Origin of the sequence: Streptomyces sp. NBC_01384, assembly GCF_045040035.1 — a bacterium.
Classification (GTDB): domain Bacteria; phylum Actinomycetota; class Actinomycetes; order Streptomycetales; family Streptomycetaceae; genus Streptomyces.
The window spans coordinates 5,111,315-5,130,555 of the sequence record NZ_CP109559.1; the positions used below are offsets into that span (position 1 = coordinate 5,111,315).

General features: G+C 67.8%; 8 protein-coding genes and 2 rRNA genes. 6 read left to right on the forward strand and 4 right to left on the reverse strand.

The features are described 5' to 3' along the window. Window positions 1-93 precede the first annotated feature (93 nt). Window positions 94-1,518 (reverse strand): MFS transporter, encoded by a 1,425-nt coding sequence (locus OG747_RS23535; RefSeq protein ID WP_405881307.1) that lies wholly within the window; start codon window positions 1,516-1,518, stop codon window positions 94-96. 747 nt (window positions 1,519-2,265) lie between these two features. On the opposite strand from OG747_RS23535, the gene OG747_RS23540 reads away from it, so the two are divergent. Beyond that, entirely contained in the window at window positions 2,266-4,368 is a 2,103-nt protein-coding gene (locus OG747_RS23540; RefSeq protein WP_405881308.1) for an asparagine synthase-related protein, read from the forward strand. Between the two features lie 388 nt (window positions 4,369-4,756). Here OG747_RS23540 and OG747_RS23545 read toward each other — a convergent pair whose 3' ends face one another. Further along, on the reverse strand, window positions 4,757-6,751 hold the full coding sequence (locus OG747_RS23545) for a sigma-70 family RNA polymerase sigma factor (RefSeq protein ID WP_405881309.1): 1,995 nt from the start codon (window positions 6,749-6,751) through the stop codon (window positions 4,757-4,759). Between the two features lie 250 nt (window positions 6,752-7,001). Next, the gene (locus OG747_RS23550) at window positions 7,002-7,781 is read right to left on the reverse strand and encodes a TetR/AcrR family transcriptional regulator (protein ID WP_405881310.1); all 780 of its coding nucleotides are present in this window, start codon (window positions 7,779-7,781) and stop codon (window positions 7,002-7,004) included. Window positions 7,782-8,171: 390 nt separating this feature from the next. On the opposite strand from OG747_RS23550, the gene OG747_RS23555 reads away from it, so the two are divergent. Both OG747_RS23555 and OG747_RS23560 read left to right on the forward strand, forming a co-directional pair. After that, the gene (locus tag OG747_RS23555) at window positions 8,172-9,551 is read left to right on the forward strand and encodes an NAD(P)/FAD-dependent oxidoreductase (protein WP_405881312.1); all 1,380 of its coding nucleotides are present in this window, start codon (window positions 8,172-8,174) and stop codon (window positions 9,549-9,551) included. Window positions 9,552-9,803: 252 nt separating this feature from the next. Beyond that, window positions 9,804-11,459 carry a SpoIIE family protein phosphatase gene (locus OG747_RS23560; protein ID WP_405881313.1) on the forward strand — a complete coding sequence of 552 codons (1,656 nt, stop codon included), beginning with the start codon at window positions 9,804-9,806 and terminating at the stop codon, window positions 11,457-11,459. A 107-nt stretch (window positions 11,460-11,566) separates the two neighbouring features. On the opposite strand, the gene OG747_RS23565 is transcribed toward OG747_RS23560, so the two are convergent. Further along, a complete protein-coding gene (locus OG747_RS23565; RefSeq protein WP_405885641.1) occupies window positions 11,567-12,844 on the reverse strand; it encodes an MFS transporter in 1,278 nt (425 codons plus the stop codon). A 155-nt stretch (window positions 12,845-12,999) separates the two neighbouring features. Here OG747_RS23565 and OG747_RS23570 point away from each other — a divergent pair, with 155 nt between their 5' ends. The 3 genes from OG747_RS23570 to OG747_RS23580 all read left to right on the forward strand — a co-directional run bounded on the left by OG747_RS23570 (window position 13,000) and on the right by OG747_RS23580 (window position 19,231). Continuing rightward, window positions 13,000-13,560, forward strand: coding sequence for a MarR family winged helix-turn-helix transcriptional regulator (locus tag OG747_RS23570; protein WP_405881314.1), 561 nt, complete (start codon window positions 13,000-13,002; stop codon window positions 13,558-13,560). 705 nt (window positions 13,561-14,265) lie between these two features. After that, window positions 14,266-15,791 (forward strand): 16S ribosomal RNA (locus OG747_RS23575). Between the two features lie 317 nt (window positions 15,792-16,108). Further along, window positions 16,109-19,231, forward strand: a 23S ribosomal RNA gene (locus OG747_RS23580). The 16S and 23S rRNA genes sit together here, the layout of an rRNA operon. Window positions 19,232-19,241 lie beyond the last annotated feature (10 nt).

Genomic DNA, 19,241 nt, shown 5'->3' on the forward strand with positions numbered 1-19,241 from the left:
CATGGTGCGGCTCCGCCGCGTGGGCGCGACCAGCCACAGCCGGCCCGCAGCCTTCGAACCGGCCTTCCAGCGGAGCGTCTCGCGCCTACGCGCCTACGCCGGAGCCATCAGCAGCGGCCGTGCCCGCTCCCGCAGCTCCACCACGCGCGGTTCGTCGCCGTACGGCTCCAGGCGGTGCAGGAGGTCCTTCACGTACTCGGTCGTGCGCGCGGAGGAAATCCGCCCGGCGACCTCCACCGCCCGTACGCCCTGCTCGCATGCCGCGTCGAGATTGCCCGACTCGAGCTCGGCGACCGCCGACACCACCAGCCGCAGGCCGTGGGAGCGTACGAACTCCTCCGTCGGCTTCGACAGTGCCTGCTCAGTGAAGCGGCGGACCTGGCGCGGCGCCTTGAGGTCGCGATAGCACTCGGCCGCGTCGGCACAGAAGCGGTCGTACGAGTAGAAGCCGAGCCAGGACGGGTCGTTGTCGCCGTCCCGGGCCCGCTCCAGCCAGCCTTCGGCGGCCTTCAGGGCCCCGCCGGCCGCCTGGGCGTCACCCGCGCGCGCGTGGGCGCGTGCCTCGACCAGGCGGAAGAAGCTCATGGTGCGGGCGGTGGCGAGGCCGCGGTTGCGTTCCAGGGCGGCCTGGGCGAGGTCGACGCCCTCGTCGCCGAAGCCTCGGTAGGTCGCCTGGAGCGACATGGAGGCCAGTACGTAGCCCCCCAGGGGGACGTCGGCGGCCGCTCGGGCCAGGCGCAGGGCCTGGATGTAGTAGCGCTGGGCAGCCTCCTGCTGGCCCGTGTCGAAGGCCATCCAGCCCGCAAGACGGGTCAGCTCGGCACTCGCCCCGAACAGGGCTCTGCCCACCTCGTCGGAGTAGGCGCCCAGCAGGAGCGGCGCCGCCTCGACCCGCAGACATTCCGGCACCATCGACGAACGCCAGTCGCCGCCTCCGTACTTGGAGTCCCAGCGCCTGGCGTCCTCCGCTGCCTCGCGGAGCTTCTGCACATCGCTGTGGCCGACTTTCAGTGGTGCTCCGGAGCCCTCGGAAGGGTTCGCGTCCCGAGCCACCGAACTGTCGGCCGGGGTTATCAGCCACCGTGAAGCGGGAGTCGCGTAAGCGCTCACTGCGAAGGATCCCGCCAGTGACTGCCAGATGCCACCGCCGCCGGCCCGGCGCCCGGCGAGGTCGAGACGGTACAGCTCGGTGGCCGACCGCACCGCCTGTCCGACGTCACGGGGGAAGGCGAGGCCCACCTCGGGCGCGGGGTCCGCGTCCGCCAGACCGATCTCGTGGAGCGGCACCGGGCGGCCGAGCTTCTGTCCGATGGCGGCCGCGATGAGGTGCGGCGCCGCACCTTGCGGCACCATTCCCTTCGACACCCAGCGCGCCACGGACGTCTTGTCGTAGCGAAGAGTCAACCCGCGTTGGGCACCAAGATCGTTGACGCGCCGCGCGAGCCCTGCGTTGCTGATTCCCGCGAGGGCGAGAACGGCGCCGAGTTTTTCGTTCGGCCCGCGTTGCTCCCTGGACATGCGCCACCCCTCGACACAGACGGCTGCCGCGCTGGCATAACCATGCGGCATTCGTAAACCCAGCGTAGTTCGCCGCATCCCAAGCGTTAAGGGGCGTTGTTCCGGATGGCGAGATTGTGGTCCGTACGGAAGTGCGGACGGTTGCGGCGTGCTCCCGCTGTGTGGCTGTGCGCCCGTCCGTGCGCTCTTCTCCGGCCACCACGGGAGCGCTTCCATGGATCGTGCGTGGGTCGGCCCGCTGTACTGGATCCAGTGGGCTGGGGGACACCGCCGCCTACATCCCCGCGGGCGGCGGACCGGTCCGGGAGGCGAACTCCGCCTCCCGGACTGTGCGTTGTCCAAACGGTGCGCAGGGCCTGTACGGAGCGTGTGCGCGCCTGTCCGCCCGCAGCCGATTTGGCCGAAAATCGACGGCGGCCTTTGCAGGCAAATAGCGCTCCTACCACGTCACTTGAGGGCGCATGAGGTGCTTTCGGGGAGCGTATCGGGGGCGCATTCGCGTCGCCGAGCCGACCCCGGCCGTTCGCCGTTTCCAGTGATTCTCTTCCGATCCGCTTGCGCCGGGCGGGTGTTCGCATCTGCTTCGGATCGGCTTTGCAGTGCCCCCGTAGCGGCGCGGACGCCTTCGCAGGGGCGCATTCCAGGGGGCGCAAGCCGTGGCATGAACCCTCCCGTGCGCGCTCTTCGTGGCAGCATGGAGCCGAGTTCGTACGGTGCACTGGTTGTCCACAGCCTGTGGAGGCGGCGATGCGATGGTTGGTGGGGTGGAGCAGTACCGCCGCCAGAGCGCCCGAGATCGGCTCGGCGGGCGGCACCGGGAGCGACGGCGAGACGGTGCACCCGGTGGGCTCCCAACTGCTGTGGGGCGACCCCGATCCGCTCTGGGCGGTGGGCGACTGGCGCCCCGACGAGGTCCGCGTCATCAAGGCCGACGCGCAGAACCGGATCGCCGTCCTCGGCACCTGCGGGGCGAGCGACGAGGAACTCAAGGTCGGCCTCTTCGCCGCGCGCGGCGGGGCACTTCGCCATCTCACCGCCTGGTCCGGCAGCTACACCGCCGTCGTCCAGGTCGGCCGCCGCACCACCGTCGCGGGCGACCTCGCGGGCGCCCGGCCCGTCTTCCACACCCCCTGGGCGGGCGGTACGGCCTACGCGACCGCCGCGCTGCCACTGGCCGACCTCATCGAGGCCAACCTCGACTTCGGGCACCTGGCGGCCCTGCTCGCCGCCCCCGACGTACCGGCCGCGGTGCACGACTCGACCCCGTACGACGGCGTGCGGCGCATACCGCCGGGGCACGCGCTGATCCTGCGCGCGGGTGCCCGCGAGATCGCCGGCTACGAGCCGGTCGCCTCGCTCGCCGTCGCCGCGCCCTCCGCCGACCCCGACCGCGCGGTGGACGGCGTCCGGGACGCCCTCGTGGAGGCCGTACGCGCGCGCCTCGCCGCGCCGCGTCACGTCCCCGGGACAGACATCGACCCCGGGCCGGTGCCCGGGATGGGGCCCGCCGAGCGGCGCGCGGCACGCGGCATGCCGGTCCCCGGGATCGGGGCCGACCTCTCCGGAGGGCCCGCCTCGGGAACGCTGGCCCTGCTCGCGGCGGGCCTCCCCGGGGCACCCGGCACGGTCCTGGGCCACGGCACCGGCGCCGGTGAACGTCTCCTCGCCGTCACCTTCAACGACCTCGCCGTCCGCGGACGGGAGGCCGAGGTGGAGCGCGCCGGGACGCTCGCCGCGAACCCCCGGCTGCATCACGTGGTCGTCGCCGGGGGCGAAGAAGTGCTTCCGTACGCCGACTTGGAGGGCCCCCTGACCGACGAGCCCGGACCGTCGCTGGTGACGGCGGCCCGGCATCGCGCGCGGCTGTCCTCCGGGAGCGCGGACCACTTCATCGGGCATGGGGCACGGCAGGTCCTGGACGCGCACCCGGCCCGGCTGGCCGATCTGCTGATGGACCGCAAGAGACGCCATCTGGTGCGCCCCGTCGCCGCCTTGGCGAAGGCGGACGGCTCCGTCATGGTCCCCGCGCGCGTGTACGGCGCGGCGCGTAAGCTCGCCCGTACGCCGTACCGGACCGGCGTCGACGTCCTCGCCGACCGGCTGCTGCACCGGCGCTTCGAGGAACCAGGAGGCGCGGTCGGGGCGTCACTCGCCGCGCTCACCTGGGCCAGGCCTGGCCCCGCGGCGCGTTGGCTGACCGGTGAGGCGCTGGCTGAAGTATCGGTTCGCCTACAAGGAGCCGCAGGTCGGGCGGGTGCCGGGATCGGGCCCGGGCAGCGGCCCGGCGACTTCAGGGCCCGCGCGGCGCTCGCGCGGTATGCGGCCGATCTGCGCGTCCTGGAGCAGGCCGCCGAGATCCGTTTCCAGCGGCTGCACGCGCCGTTCCTGGACAACCAGGTCGTACGCGCGTGCCGTGAACTTCCGGAGGCCCTGCGGGTCCAGCCCGGGGCGCGCGCCGCGATCCTCCGTACCGTGCTGGAGGGTGCCGGGGTGGCCGACCTGCCGCCCGGCTGGGGCGCGCCGTCGCACGCGTCCTCGGCGGCGGCCGCGCGGACGGGGTTGCGGGTGGCCGCGGACTCCTTGATCGCTCTGTTCGACACCCCGCTGCTGGCGCAGGCGGGCCTGGTCGAGGCGCGGGTCGTCCGCAAGGCCCTGCGGGCGGCCGCGGCGGGGGAACCGCTGCCCCTGGACGGACTGGCGGATCTGGTCTCCCTGGAGCTGTGGCTGCGGCGGTTGCTGGCGCGGCGGGGAACGTGCTGGACGGGGACGCCCGCGCGGCAGCGGGCGGTGCCTGCGGGGATCGTGCCGCAGGGGCGGGCGCTGGGCGCGGGGGCTGTGGGGCGGGGCTAGCGGAGCTAGCAGGGCTAGCGGGTTGGCTGGGTTAGCGGGGCTAGCTCTGGCGGGCGCCCGAGGGTGGGTCGGGGCCGTGCCGGTGCGTCGAGCCCGTCGCCGCCGGATCAGACGTGAGCCGACCGAGCGAACCGCTGCCAGATCCGAACGTAAGCGACGGGCTTGCGACACACCGGCCCGGCCCCTTCGGTGGGTTGGGCGGCTGCGGGGGAGTGGGGCGACGGCTGCGGGTCGGTGGGCTGTGGGTTGGTGGGCCGCGGGTTGGTGGGCTGTGGGTGGGCGGGGGCTGGGGCGGAGCCCCAGAAGGATGGGACGGGTAGGGGCGGCGGGGGCGAGAGAAATGGGTTCGGGGGCGGCGGCGCGCAGCCCCGCCGGGGAACCCTCTGCCTCATTGGCACTGGAACGTCGACTCCGCCCAGTCCGCCGACGCCGCGGCGTCGAAGGCCGTGTGCGGTTCGACGGCGAGGCGAATCGTTGTGTGGCCGGTGAGGTTCACATGGACGGGGATCGCGTGGTCGCCGCCCTTGACCAGGGGCGACTGCCACAGGCGCGATCCGTCGGCGTACACGGAGAACCTCACCTGGCCGAGGCCCATCGTGAGGTCGTCGATGCCGACCAGCGCGTCGTACGCCGTGCAGCTGCGGTTGAGGTCGATGGTGACGGAAGAATCGCCGTGGACGGTCACACCGTGTGTGTACTGCTGGTCCGCGATCGACATCCCCCAGCGCTGCCACATCCAACTGCTCTCGCGGAGCCGCATTTCGGGCTTGGTGTGGTCACCGGTGACGTCGTACTTCAGTTCGTTCCACTGGTAGACGACCGGCGCGGGCGGGGGCGTCGAGGTGGGAGTGGGCGTCGGGGGCGGGGCCGGGGCCGGGGGCGGGGTCGGCCTGGGTGTGGGCTTCGGCTCCGCCTTCGCCGTCGTGGGGGTGGGGGTGGGGGACGGCTCGGGCGTGGGCTTCGAGGTGGGTGTCGGTGTCGGTGTTGATGTGGGGGTGGGGGCCGGGGCGAGAGCCACGGCCGGCCGCGGCGCGGGCTTCTTCGACGGGATCGGCGTCGGCTGGGGCGCTTCGACGACCGGCGAGGTGGCCCGCGGCTTGGCCTCGGGCTTCTTGGCCGGGCTGTCGCTGCCGACCAGGGCGAGTGCCACCGCCCCGGCGACCACCGCGACGACTCCCGCCGCGATACCGGCCTTGACCGGCGCCGCGAGCCCCGACGAGGCCGCCACGCCACCCCCGGCGCTCGCCCCGCCCGAGCCGCCGCTCGCCGCCGCCGCACCCGCTGCTCCGGCCGCGCCCGCGCCCGCGCCACCGGCGATGAGCGCGACGGCCTTCGCGTACCCGGCGGCACCGAACCATCCGATGACCGCGACCGGCACGACCGCCGGGATGCCGCTCGCGACTTCCTTGATCTGGCCCGCGGCCAGCCGGCACTTGGCGCACTCCTCCAGGTGCTTGCGCAGCCCGCGCTCGGCCCGGGTGCGCAGTCCGCCGCGGGCATACGCGCCGAGCTGGTCGGCGTAGCGCGCGCACTCCTCGTCCATGGTGAGGGTGGCGCTGACGTGCGCTTGGAGGTAGGCCTGCTTGAGGCCCTCGCGGGCGCGGCTGGCAAGGACGCGGGTGCCGTTGGCGTCCAGCCCGAAGAGCGTGGCGACCTCGCTCGGCGACTCGTCCTCGACCTCCGTGTGCCACAGCACGGCCTGCCAGCGCTCCGGCAGTGAGCGGAACGCCCGCATGGCCATCGACTGCTCGGCCTCGTGCATCGCCCGTACGTCGGCGCCCGGGTCCAGCGTGTCGTCGTCGGACACCTCGGAGGTGCGGGCGGCCAGCGCGGCGAACACCGCGAAGTCGTCGACCAGGTGCTCCCGCTTCGCGGACTGCGTCCAGTTCGCGGCGACGCGGCGGACCGTGGTGAGCAGATACGCGCGTACGGCGTGCTCGGGCCCGTGGCCGCGGCGCACCGCCTGGAGCACGCGGGCGAACACCTCGGCGGTGAGGTCGTCCGCGGTGTGCGCGTCCCGGCAGCAGGTGCGGGCATAGCGGCGGACGGCTGCGGCGTGGCGGCGGTACAGCTCCTCGTACGCCGTGTTCTCGTCGTTCTCGCTGTTCTCGTCGTTCTCGCCCGCGCGCATCCGGCCGATCAGATCGGCGTCGGACGGCGGCAACTCGATCGGGGGCCGCAGGACACCGCCACCGTCACGCCGGTCGAACCGGTCGCGCTGCGCGGGAACACTCGGCTCCCCCGGAGCGGCAGAGGGTTCCGGAGTGCCCGTGCGTCCCTGGAAGCTCGTGGGGCCGCCCTGACTCGGTACCTGCAGTGAGGGCACCCCACCGGCCTCCGAGCCACCGTCACCGAGTGACTCGTCCCGCCCGTCAACGCTCATCGCGGAAAGCCCCCGCCTGCACACTCGGACCCGAATACCGGGACAGAGTGCCACACGCTTCAGGCAGGAGACCCCGCCCCACGGACCAACCACTCGTCCGTGGGGACTTGCCACACGACAGCACTAGCGGTCACTGGTTTGGGGGATAGTCAATAAACGCTCCCCGTGCGGGAGTTGCCGCTATGGCTGGAATATGCGGATGTGGCCCACGCCACCCCGACCTCCGTCATGTCGGCCTCCGCGACCCTCGTCACGCCGGACGCGAGCGCAGCCCCTCCAGCAGGATTTCCAGCAGCCGGGCCGAGGCCGCGGCCTGCTGGGCGGCATCCGGCAGCGAGGGCGCCGCCGTGGCTATCACCAGCAGTACGTCCGCCACGGTCACGTCCGCCCGCAGCTCACCCGCCGCACGCGCCCGGTCCACCAGTCGGCCCACCACGTCGAGCAGCGCGGCCGCACCGGCGTCGTCGGCCACCGCGGTCACCGCCTCCGCCTCGGGCGCAGACCGCTGCTCGACGAGCCGGAGCTCGGGGGCGAGCTGGGACCGCTGCTGCGGCACCCGCGCCTCGTCCACCACGGGCCCCTCGTCCGCGACGCCGACCCGCAGCACCTGCGGCGGCAGCAGCCGCCCGGCGCCCGAGGCCACCGACGTGCGCAGGAAGCGCGAGAGCGCCGACCACGGCTCGTCCTCCTGACCGAGCGCCGTACGCGCCTGGTCGGTCAGCCGGGAGATCTCCTCCTCGGCTATCCGCCGGACCAGGACGTCCTTGCTCGGGAAGCGCCGGTACACCGTGCCGACGCCGACCCGGGCGCGCCGCGCCACGTCCTCCATAGGCGCGCCGTACCCCAGCTCGCCGAAGACCTCGCGCGCCGCACGCAGTACGTGCTCCAGATTGCGCTGTGCGTCCACCCGCAGCGGCGTCGTGCGCGATCCGTCCACCGGACCGCGGCCATTGCCGCCCGCTGCCGCGCCGACCGTGCCACCGGACGCGATGGCAGACGCGGAAGACCAATGAGAATCCTGAATGTGCATAAGCGTTCCCCCGGTAATGACGTCTCCCCCCGGAGACTCTCCCCGCCATTGGAAGCCGGAGCGTGCGGAACAAGCTTGAATCACGAACCCGTCGTACGGACTCCCCGTCGTGCGGACTCGTCGAGCGCATCCCCCTACACCCCGTCGACACACGAACATAGTTGAGAGGGGGTCAATTCAGAAGAGGCAGGTTCCGCACAGAGCGCCCCCCGATCGGAGTACGGGTCGGTTACCTCCCGATTACGCACCCTCCGACCCCCCCGATCATCCCCGCTGACCTGCGCACTTTCCCCGCACTCGGGTGAATCGGCCAAGCCTCCGGGCATGCGATGACCGGTCACACAAATTGTCGAGCCTGTGGACAAACTCCAGAGGTGGGTGCGTCATGGGATGGTGAGCGAACCTGTGCGCATTCTCATCGTCGGTGGCGGCTACGTCGGGATGTACACCGCTCTGCGTCTCCAGCGGAAACTCAAGCCGGAGCTCAAGCAGGGCAAGGTCGAGATCGTCGTGGTCTCGCCCGACCCGTACATGACGTATCAGCCGTTCCTCCCCGAGGCCGCCGCGGGCTTGATCTCGCCGCGCCATGTGGTCGTCCCGCTGCGCCGGGTTCTCGACCAGTGCCGGATCGTCATCGGCGAGGCCCACGCCATCGACCACGCCAAGCGCACGGCGACGCTCGCCACGCTCGCCACCGCGGAGGAAGGCGCGGACACGGAGCAGATCTCGTACGACGAACTCGTCCTCGCCCCCGGTTCGGTCTCGCGCGCCCTCCCGATCCCCGGTCTCGCCGACTACGCGATCGGCTTCAAGACCCTCGAGGAGGCCATCGGACTGCGCAACCACGTCATCGAGCAGATGGACATCGCCTCCTCCACCCGCGACCCCGCGATCCGCGACGCCGCCCTGACCTTTGTCTTCGTAGGAGGCGGTTACGCGGGCGTGGAGGCACTCGGCGAGCTGGAGGACATGGCCCGCTACGCCTCCCGCTATTACCACAACGTCAAGCCCGACGACATGAAGTGGATCCTCGTGGAGGCCTCGAACCGCATCCTCCCCGAGGTCGGCGAGGAGATGGGCAAGTACACGATCACCCAGTTGCGCCGCCGCAACATCGACGTACGCCTGGAGACCCGCCTCGACTCCTGCGCGGACCGGATCGCCGTGCTCAGCGACGGCGCGCGCTTCCCCACGCGTACGGTCGTGTGGACCGCCGGTGTGAAGCCGCACCCGATCCTCGCCGCCACCGACCTCCCGCTGAACGAACGCGGCCGTCTCAAGTGCACCCCCGAACTGACCGTCGACGGCGCCCCGCACGCGTGGGCAGCGGGAGACGCCGCCGCCGTCCCCGACGTCACCGCCGTGGAGCCTGGCAAGGAGACCGCGTCCAACGCCCAGCACGCGGTGCGCCAGGCCAGGGTCCTCGGCGACAACATCGCGCACTCCCTGCGCGACGAGGCCCTGGAGACGTACTCCCACGCGTACGTTGGCTCGGTCGCCTCCCTCGGACTGCACAAAGGCGTCGCACATGTCTACGGGCGCAAGCTGAAGGGCTACCCTGCCTGGTTCATGCACCGCGTCTACCACCTCAGCAGGGTCCCGACCTTCAACCGCAAGGCCCGTGTACTCGCCGAATGGACCTTGGCGGGGCTCTTCAAGAGGGAGATCGTGTCTCTCGGATCGCTCGAACATCCTCGAGCGGAGTTCGAACTCGCGGCCGGTGGAAAGCATCCTCTCGACCCCAAGCTCGACCCGAAGGGGTCGTCCTGACCGGACCCAGGAACTCCACCGATCAGGCAGGCGTCTGACGGATGTCGGTCCGGTCGGCCAGACTGGTCCCCGACCTTGGGCGGGCCGACCGCTCGCTCTTCGCACCCATGAGGCTTCTTCCCAAGCGCCGCGTTCCCCGGATCCCGACCGGATACCGACCGGGGAGGCGGCGCCCCAGCGGCTCCGGCCGCGGGCCGGCCCCCCGGCCGGATCCGGAGCCGACCTGAGACGACATCACGAGGCAAGGATTCGGTGAATTTCACCCGCTGGAGCGCCCGGCTCCCCGGAACGCAGCGTCGCGCCGCAGCGCGGACCGAGCACACGGCCTCCCCGGACCGGCGGGGGGAAGGCTCCGTGCCCGCGGCCCGCGCCGAGCAGCTGACCGACGACCCGCTGCCCGTCCCCGCCGTCGACGACCTGCCGGTGCGCGAGGTCCTCGACCGCGTCCCCGCCCTCGTCGCCCTCGTGCACGGCCCCGAACACCGTGTCGCGTACGTCAACGACGCCTATGTCGCGGCCTTCGGCGCCCGACCCGTCGGTGAGCCCGCGCGCGAGGTACTGCCCGAGCTGGCCGAGATCGGCCTCCTCCCGCTCCTCGACCAGGTGCTGCGCAGCGCCAAGCCGCGCACGGTCAAGTCCCGCAAGGCGCCCGGCGGCCGCTCGTACACGTTCACCTGCACCCCCGTCGACGGCGCGCCCGAGGGCCGGGACGGCGGCGTGCTCATCTTCGCCACCGACGTCACCGACCACGCCGAGGCCGCCGAGCGACTGCGCGCCAGCGAGCGCCGCCAGCGCGAGACCGCCGTCACCCTCCAGCGCTCACTGCTCCCCCAGGAGCTCGAGGAGCCCGACGACCTGCGCGTCGCCGCCACCTACCAGCCCGGCGGCACCGAGGCCGCGGTCGGCGGCGACTGGTACGACGTGATCACCCTCGGCGGCGGCCGTACGGCGCTCGTCATCGGCGACGTCATGGGCCGTGGCGTGCGGGCCGCGGCCGTCATGGGCCAGCTGCGCACCGCCGTCCGCGCGTACGCCCGCCTCGACCTGCCCCCGCACGAGGTGCTCCAGCTCCTCGACGGCCTCGCCACCGAGATCGACGCCAACCAGATCGCCACCTGCGCGTACGCCGTCCACGACCCCAACGAGGGGCGCCTCGTGTACGCCTCCGCCGGCCACCTCCCCATCCTCGTACGCGACGAGAACGGCATCGTCATCCGCGCAGACGAACCCACCGGCCCGCCGCTCGGCACCGGTGGCTGGATGCACGCGTCGGGTTCGGTTCCCCTGGGGCCCGGCTCCACCGCCGTCCTCTACACCGACGGCCTGGTCGAGCGCCGCGACGAAGACCTCGACGAGGGCATCGCGTCCCTGGAGCGCGCCCTCGCGGGGGCGACGGGCACCCCCCAGGTCGTCTGCGACCGCCTGGTCCGTTCCGCGGGCGTCACCGCCGACCACGACGACGACGTGGCCGTGCTGGTCCTCCAACAGCCCGCCCGGACGGGCCCCGACGGCGAGCTCTTCCGCAACGCGGCGCTCGAACTGCTGGGCGGGGTGGAAGCGGCGCCCCGCGCGCGTGCCTTCGCCTCCGGCGTCCTGACGAGTTGGCGGTTCCCGTCCGACCTCCATGACCTCGGCGTCCTCGCCACCAGCGAACTCGTCGCCAACTCCCTCCAGCACGGCACCCCGCCCATGCGGCTGCGCCTGCGCCGCACCGACCGGCGCCTGATCATCGAGGTCACCGACGGCGACGATCATCTGCCACGGCGGCGTCGCGCCGAGCCCGGCGACGAGGCCGGCCGCGGTATCGCGATCGTCGCGACGATCGCTTCCGGCTGGGGGTCGCGTCGTACGCCGGGGGGTGGGAAGGCGGTGTGGTGCGAGTTCGCGCTGCCACGGGCCAACGGCTGAGAACCTGGTCGAGACCGGATGGAGCGGGAAACAGGGGTCCGCTGACACACACCACAACGGCCGCCACCACGTCGAAAACGTGGTGGCGGCCGTCGTACGACCGTCCGTCAGGCGCTCGCCGGCACCGGTTCCGCCGACGCCCCGCCGCCCTGAGCCACCACCCGGCTCTTCGCCAGCCACGGCTGATTCTGTACGGGGCTGAGCTGCCGCCCCAGTCGCAGCGCCAGGAAGGTGATGCCGAGCGAGAAGAGAAGGAACGTCACGACGTACGGGCCGTGCAGCGAGGCCCCCATCGGACCGCCCACCGCCGGACCGACGGCCAGCGCGAGCTGCTTCACCAGGGCGAAGGCGGAGTTGTACTGCCCCGCCAGGCCCGTCGGCGCGAGGTCGGCGACCAGCGGCGCGACAGTCGGCGACAACATCGCCTCGCCGAGCCCGAACAGCGCGTACGTCGAAACGAACGCCGCCGTGGCCATGGTCTGGCTGCCGTGTCCGAGCCCCGCGTACCCGGCCGTGAGCCAAGCGACCGCCCAGATGACCCCGACCGCGGCGATCACCCGCGACCGCTTCCGGCGCTCGACGAACTTCAGCACCGCGAACTGCGCGACCACGATCATCGCGGTGTTCGCCGCCATCGCCGTACCGAGTGCGGAGGTGGAGATCCCGGCCGCCTCGACGCCGTACGCGGACAGCCCCGACTCGAACTGTCCGTAGCAGGCGAAGAACAGCACGAAGCCCAGGACCGACAGCTGCACCATGGCCCGGTTGCCCAGCAGCTGCTTCCAGCTGCCGCCCGTGGCCTGCGGCGCGTCCCCCTGGATCCGCGGCGCGTGCGGCATCCGTACGGTCGCCATGATCACGACCAGTACCAGGAACATCGCCGCCTCGATCGCGAACAGCAGCGTGAAGGAGCTCGCGCGGGTCGTGTCGACGATGTGGCCGCCGATGAGCCCGCCGACACCGAGACCCAGGTTCTGCAGGAAGAACTGCGTCGCGAAGGCGCGCGACCGCGTGTCCGCCGTCGAGCAGTCCACGATCATCGTCGCGAGCGCCGGCTGCATGACCGCCTGCCCGGCACCGAGCGCGGCCGCCGACAGCAGCACGGCCGTGGCATTGCTCGCGAGTCCCAGGCTCAGCGCTCCGAAAGCGGCGGTGACCAGGGCGGTGAGCAGGACCGGCAGCGGGCCGCGGCGGACGATGGCCCGCCCGGCGAACGGCAGCGCCACGAGCGCCGCCACGGCGAAGACGGCGAGCACGATGCCCGCCGTCATGGAGCCGAGTCCCCGTACCTGCGCCACATAGACGTAGAGGAAGGGGACGGTAAAGCCGAGCCCGAACGCGCCGAGTGCGTTGCCCACCTGGATCCGGCGCATCGCTGCGCCCATCGCCCTGGTCACTTTCACCTGCCTTGGTCGTGAAGCTTCGGCATGCATGGATGGTGCATGGATGCAGCCCTGAAGACTTCGAAGCTAAAGTTAGATGTTGAACTGTACATCTCGAAGGACTTCAACGCCAAGCGGGCCCGTGCGATACTTCGGACATGGGCGACACCCCCGGCGTCACCGAGCCGACAACCGAGCCGACACTCGACGAACAGATCGCCGCCTACCAGCGCGAGTTCCAGGGCCTCGACCCCCAGATCGAGAAGATCGTCTCGGCACTCGGTCGCCTCAACCGCCGGATGAACGTCGCCTACGGCCGCCAGACCGCCACCCTCGGCATAAGCAACGCCGAGTGGGAGGTCCTCAAGGCCCTCGTCCTCGCCGGCGCGCCCTACCGCATGGGTCCCAGCGACCTCGCCAAGCGGCTGGGGCTGACTCCGGCCGCGATGACTCACCGCATCGACCGCATGGTCGCGGAGGGGCTGGTCACCCGGGAGCGTGATGAGTCGAATCGCGTCCGGGTGATCGTGGAGCTGACGGACGAGGGGCGCGAGAAGTGGCTGGAGGCCATGCGCCTCGCCACCGTCTTCGAGGAAGACCTCCTCCAGGACCTGTCCGCCGATGAGCGGGGTGTCCTGGGTGAGGTTCTGACGCGTCTTCTACGCCGCGTGGAGCACGCCCAGCCGGATGCGGGCGGTCGGCTCAGCGACCTCGACTAAAAGATCTTGACAGGGAAGATTGACATCCCCCTGCTGGGTCCGTAGGGTTCTCCGAGTTGCCACGGAGCCGTAACGGTTCGGCGGTAGCACCTCCGCCGCAGAAGCGGCACCCAAACCATCAGCATGATCGCCCAATCGGGTGAATTTCGGCGTGTCCGAATTCAATTCGTTTTGGGCTCGGCGAGTCCGATTAGGAACTGCCGAGAAGATCCGCTAAAGTCTGGGACGTTGGAACGGCCCAACAGCCGCGAAGACAAGCCCCACCGACTGGGAATCAGGCCCGAAAGGATCTGATAGAGTCGGAGCCGCCGGAAAGGGAAAAGCGAAAGCGAAAACCTGGAAAGCGCCGAGGAAATCGGATCGGAAAACGGTCTGATAGAGTCGGAAACGCAAGAACGAAACAAGAACAAAGCAAGCCCGAAGGGAAGCGCCCGGAGGAAAGCCTGAGAGAGTCTCTCGGGTGAGTACAAAGGAAGCGTCCGTTCCTTGAGAACTCAACAGCGTGCCAAAAATCAACGCCAGATATGTTGATACCCCGTCTCCGGCCGATCGGCTGGGACGAGGTTCCTTTGAAAAAGTCCTGCCGGGCACTGCCTGGCAGGCGCACAGCGAGGACGCTGTGAACCGGGGGGATTATTCCTCCCCTTGGTTCCGCTCTCGTGGTGTCGTCCCCGCAGTCTTTAATTAGACGCAGTCGGGAAAACATTCACGGAGAGTTTGATCCTGGCTCAGGACGAACGCTGGCGGCGTGCTTAACACATGCAAGTCGAACGATGAAGCCCTTCGGGGTGGATTAGTGGCGAACGGGTGAGTAACACGTGGGCAATCTGCCCTTCACTCTGGGACAAGCCCTGGAAACGGGGTCTAATACCGGATAATACCTGCCTGGGCATCTGGGTGGGTTAAAAGCTCCGGCGGTGAAGGATGAGCCCGCGGCCTATCAGCTTGTTGGTGAGGTAGTGGCTCACCAAGGCGACGACGGGTAGCCGGCCTGAGAGGGCGACCGGCCACACTGGGACTGAGACACGGCCCAGACTCCTACGGGAGGCAGCAGTGGGGAATATTGCACAATGGGCGAAAGCCTGATGCAGCGACGCCGCGTGAGGGATGACGGCCTTCGGGTTGTAAACCTCTTTCAGCAGGGAAGAAGCGAGAGTGACGGTACCTGCAGAAGAAGCGCCGGCTAACTACGTGCCAGCAGCCGCGGTAATACGTAGGGCGCAAGCGTTGTCCGGAATTATTGGGCGTAAAGAGCTCGTAGGCGGCTTGTCACGTCGGGTGTGAAAGCCCGGGGCTTAACCCCGGGTCTGCATTCGATACGGGCTAGCTAGAGTGTGGTAGGGGAGATCGGAATTCCTGGTGTAGCGGTGAAATGCGCAGATATCAGGAGGAACACCGGTGGCGAAGGCGGATCTCTGGGCCATTACTGACGCTGAGGAGCGAAAGCGTGGGGAGCGAACAGGATTAGATACCCTGGTAGTCCACGCCGTAAACGGTGGGAACTAGGTGTTGGCGACATTCCACGTCGTCGGTGCCGCAGCTAACGCATTAAGTTCCCCGCCTGGGGAGTACGGCCGCAAGGCTAAAACTCAAAGGAATTGACGGGGGCCCGCACAAGCAGCGGAGCATGTGGCTTAATTCGACGCAACGCGAAGAACCTTACCAAGGCTTGACATACACCGGAAACGGCCAGAGATGGTCGCCCCCTTGTGGTCGGTGTACAGGTGGTGCATGGCTGTCGTCAGCTCGTGTCGTGAGATGTTGGGTTAAGTCCCGCAACGAGCGCAACCCTTGTTCTGTGTTGCCAGCATGCCCTTCGGGGTGATGGGGACTCACAGGAGACTGCCGGGGTCAACTCGGAGGAAGGTGGGGACGACGTCAAGTCATCATGCCCCTTATGTCTTGGGCTGCACACGTGCTACAATGGCAGGTACAATGAGCTGCGAAGCCGTGAGGCGGAGCGAATCTCAAAAAGCCTGTCTCAGTTCGGATTGGGGTCTGCAACTCGACCCCATGAAGTCGGAGTTGCTAGTAATCGCAGATCAGCATTGCTGCGGTGAATACGTTCCCGGGCCTTGTACACACCGCCCGTCACGTCACGAAAGTCGGTAACACCCGAAGCCGGTGGCCCAACCCCTTGTGGGAGGGAGCTGTCGAAGGTGGGACTGGCGATTGGGACGAAGTCGTAACAAGGTAGCCGTACCGGAAGGTGCGGCTGGATCACCTCCTTTCTAAGGAGCACTTCTTACCGATCCCTCCGGGGTGAGGTCAGAGGCCAGTACATCAGCGAATGTCTGATGCTGGTTGCTCATGGGTGGAACGTTGATTATTCGGCCGGGTTCACGGGTCGGAGGCTGCAAGTACTGCTCTTAGGAGTGTGGAACGCATGATCTCCGGACGGGATCGGGTCGGGCACGCTGTTGGGTGTCTGAAGGTACGGCCGATTTTGGCTGCCTTCAGTGCCGGCCCCAGTGAACTCCGGTGGTAACCGGGGGTGATGGGTGGTTGGTCGTTGTTTGAGAACTGCACAGTGGACGCGAGCATCTGTGGCCAAGTTTTTAAGGGCGCACGGTGGATGCCTTGGCACCAGGAACCGATGAAGGACGTGGGAGGCCACGATAGTCCCCGGGGAGTCGTCAACCAGGCTTTGATCCGGGGGTTTCCGAATGGGGAAACCCGGCAGTCGTCATGGGCTGTCACCCTTGCCTGAACACATAGGGCAAGTGGAGGGAACGCGGGGAAGTGAAACATCTCAGTACCCGCAGGAAGAGAAAACAACCGTGATTCCGGGAGTAGTGGCGAGCGAAACTGGATGAGGCCAAACCATATGCGTGTGAGACCCGGCAGGGGTTGCGTATGTGGGGTTGTGGGATTTCTCTTTCACGGTCTGCCGGCCGTGAGACGAGTCAGAAACCGTTGATGTAGGCGAAGGACATGCGAAAGGTCCGGCGTAGAGGGTAAGACCCCCGTAGTCGAAACGTCAACGGCTCGTTTGAGAAACACCCAAGTAGCACGGGGCCCGAGAAATCCCGTGTGAATCTGGCGGGACCACCCGCTAAGCCTAAATATTCCCTGGTGACCGATAGCGGATAGTACCGTGAGGGAATGGTGAAAAGTACCGCGGGAGCGGAGTGAAATAGTACCTGAAACCGTGTGCCTACAAGCCGTGGGAGCGTCGGACATCAAGCTTGCTTGGTGTCTCGTGACTGCGTGCCTTTTGAAGAATGAGCCTGCGAGTTTGCGGTGTGTTGCGAGGTTAACCCGTGTGGGGAAGCCGTAGCGAAAGCGAGTCCGAATAGGGCGGTTTAGTAGCGCGCTCAAGACCCGAAGCGGAGTGATCTAGCCATGGGCAGGTTGAAGCGGCTGTAAGAGGTCGTGGAGGACCGAACCCACCAGGGTTGAAAACCTGGGGGATGACCTGTGGTTAGGGGTGAAAGGCCAATCAAACTCCGTGATAGCTGGTTCTCCCCGAAATGCATTTAGGTGCAGCGTCGTGTGTTTCTTGCCGGAGGTAGAGCACTGGATAGGCGATGGGCCCTACCGGGTTACTGACCTTAGCCAAACTCCGAATGCCGGTAAGTGAGAGCGCGGCAGTGAGACTGTGGGGGATAAGCTCCATGGTCGAGAGGGAAACAGCCCAGAGCATCGACTAAGGCCCCTAAGCGTACGCTAAGTGGGAAAGGATGTGGAGTCGCAGAGACAACCAGGAGGTTGGCTTAGAAGCAGCCACCCTTGAAAGAGTGCGTAATAGCTCACTGGTCTAGTGATTCCGCGCCGACAATGTAGCGGGGCTCAAGCGTACCGCCGAAGTCGTGTCATTGCAGCTATAGGGCCAACGCCTGCTGTGATGGGTAGGGGAGCGTCGTGTGCCGGGTGAAGCCGCGCCGGAAGGCAGTGGTGGACGGTTCACGAGTGAGAATGCAGGCATGAGTAGCGATACACACGTGAGAAACGTGTGCGCCGATTGACTAAGGGTTCCTGGGTCAAGCTGATCTGCCCAGGGTAAGTCGGGACCTAAGGCGAGGCCGACAGGCGTAGTCGATGGATAACCGGTTGATATTCCGGTACCCGCTGTGAAGCGTCAAACATTGAACCAGGCGATGCTAAGTCCGTGAAGCCGTCCCGGAGCCTTCGGGCAAAGGGGAGTGGTGGAGCCGACGGACCAGACCTGTAGTAGGTGAGTGATGGGGTGACGCAGGAAGGTAGTCCATCCCGGGCGGTGGTTGTCCCGGGGTAAGGGTGTAGGCCGTGCGATAGGCAAATCCGTCGCACATCAAGGCTGAGACCTGATGCCGAGCCGATTGTGGTGAAGTGGATGATCCTATGCTGTCGAGAAAAGCCTCTAGCGAGTTTCATGGCGGCCCGTACCCTAAACCGACTCAGGTGGTCAGGTAGAGAATACCGAGGCGTTCGGGTGAACTATGGTTAAGGAACTCGGCAAAATGCCCCCGTAACTTCGGGAGAAGGGGGGCCATCACCGGTGATGAGTCTTGCACTCTGAGCTGGGGGTGGCCGCAGAGACCAGCGAGAAGCGACTGTTTACTAAAAACACAGGTCCGTGCGAAGCCGTAAGGCGATGTATACGGACTGACGCCTGCCCGGTGCTGGAACGTTAAGGGGACCGGTTAGTCACTCTTCGGGGTGGCGAAGCTGAGAACTTAAGCGCCAGTAAACGGCGGTGGTAACTATAACCATCCTAAGGTAGCGAAATTCCTTGTCGGGTAAGTTCCGACCTGCACGAATGGCGTAACGACTTCTCGACTGTCTCAACCATAGGCCCGGTGAAATTGCACTACGAGTAAAGATGCTCGTTTCGCGCAGCAGGACGGAAAGACCCCGGGACCTTTACTACAGTTTGATATTGGTGTTCGGTTCGGCTTGTGTAGGATAGGTGGGAGACTTTGAAGCGGCAGCGCCAGCTGTTGTGGAGTCGTCGTTGAAATACCACTCTGGTCGTGCTGGATGTCTAACCTGGGTCCGTGATCCGGATCAGGGACAGTGTCTGATGGGTAGTTTAACTGGGGCGGTTGCCTCCTAAAGAGTAACGGAGGCGCCCAAAGGTTCCCTCAGCCTGGTTGGTAATCAGGTGTTGAGTGTAAGTGCACAAGGGAGCTTGACTGTGAGACCGACGGGTCGAGCAGGGACGAAAGTCGGGACTAGTGATCCGGCGGTGGCTTGTGGAAGCGCCGTCGCTCAACGGATAAAAGGTACCCCGGGGATAACAGGCTGATCTTCCCCAAGAGTCCATATCGACGGGATGGTTTGGCACCTCGATGTCGGCTCGTCGCATCCTGGGGCTGGAGTCGGTCCCAAGGGTTGGGCTGTTCGCCCATTAAAGCGGTACGCGAGCTGGGTTTAGAACGTCGTGAGACAGTTCGGTCCCTATCCGCTGTGCGCGTAGGAATATTGAGAAGGGCTGTCCCTAGTACGAGAGGACCGGGACGGACGAACCTCTGGTGTGCCAGTTGTCCTGCCAAGGGCATGGCTGGTTGGCTACGTTCGGGAGGGATAACCGCTGAAAGCATCTAAGCGGGAAGCCTGCTTCGAGATGAGTATTCCCACCCCCTTGAGGGGTTAAGGCTCCCAGTAGACGACTGGGTTGATAGGCCAGATCTGGAAGGCGGGTAACCGCTGGAGGTGACTGGTACTAATAGGCCGAGGGCTTGTCCTCAGTTGCTCGC

Excerpts from the sequence above, each read along its gene's own strand:
- OG747_RS23550 (WP_405881310.1), bottom strand. The coding sequence starts at position 7,781 with ATGCACATTCAGGATTCTCATTGGTCTTCCGCGTCTGCCATCGCGTCC.
- OG747_RS23555 (WP_405881312.1), top strand. The coding sequence starts at position 8,172 with ATGGTGAGCGAACCTGTGCGCATTCTCATCGTCGGTGGCGGCTACGTC.
- OG747_RS23540 (WP_405881308.1), top strand. The coding sequence starts at position 2,266 with ATGCGATGGTTGGTGGGGTGGAGCAGTACCGCCGCCAGAGCGCCCGAG.
- OG747_RS23545 (WP_405881309.1), bottom strand. The coding sequence starts at position 6,751 with ATGAGCGTTGACGGGCGGGACGAGTCACTCGGTGACGGTGGCTCGGAG.
- OG747_RS23565 (WP_405885641.1), bottom strand. The coding sequence starts at position 12,844 with ATGGGCGCAGCGATGCGCCGGATCCAGGTGGGCAACGCACTCGGCGCG.
- OG747_RS23570 (WP_405881314.1), top strand. The coding sequence starts at position 13,000 with ATGGGCGACACCCCCGGCGTCACCGAGCCGACAACCGAGCCGACACTC.
- OG747_RS23535 (WP_405881307.1), bottom strand. The coding sequence starts at position 1,518 with ATGTCCAGGGAGCAACGCGGGCCGAACGAAAAACTCGGCGCCGTTCTC.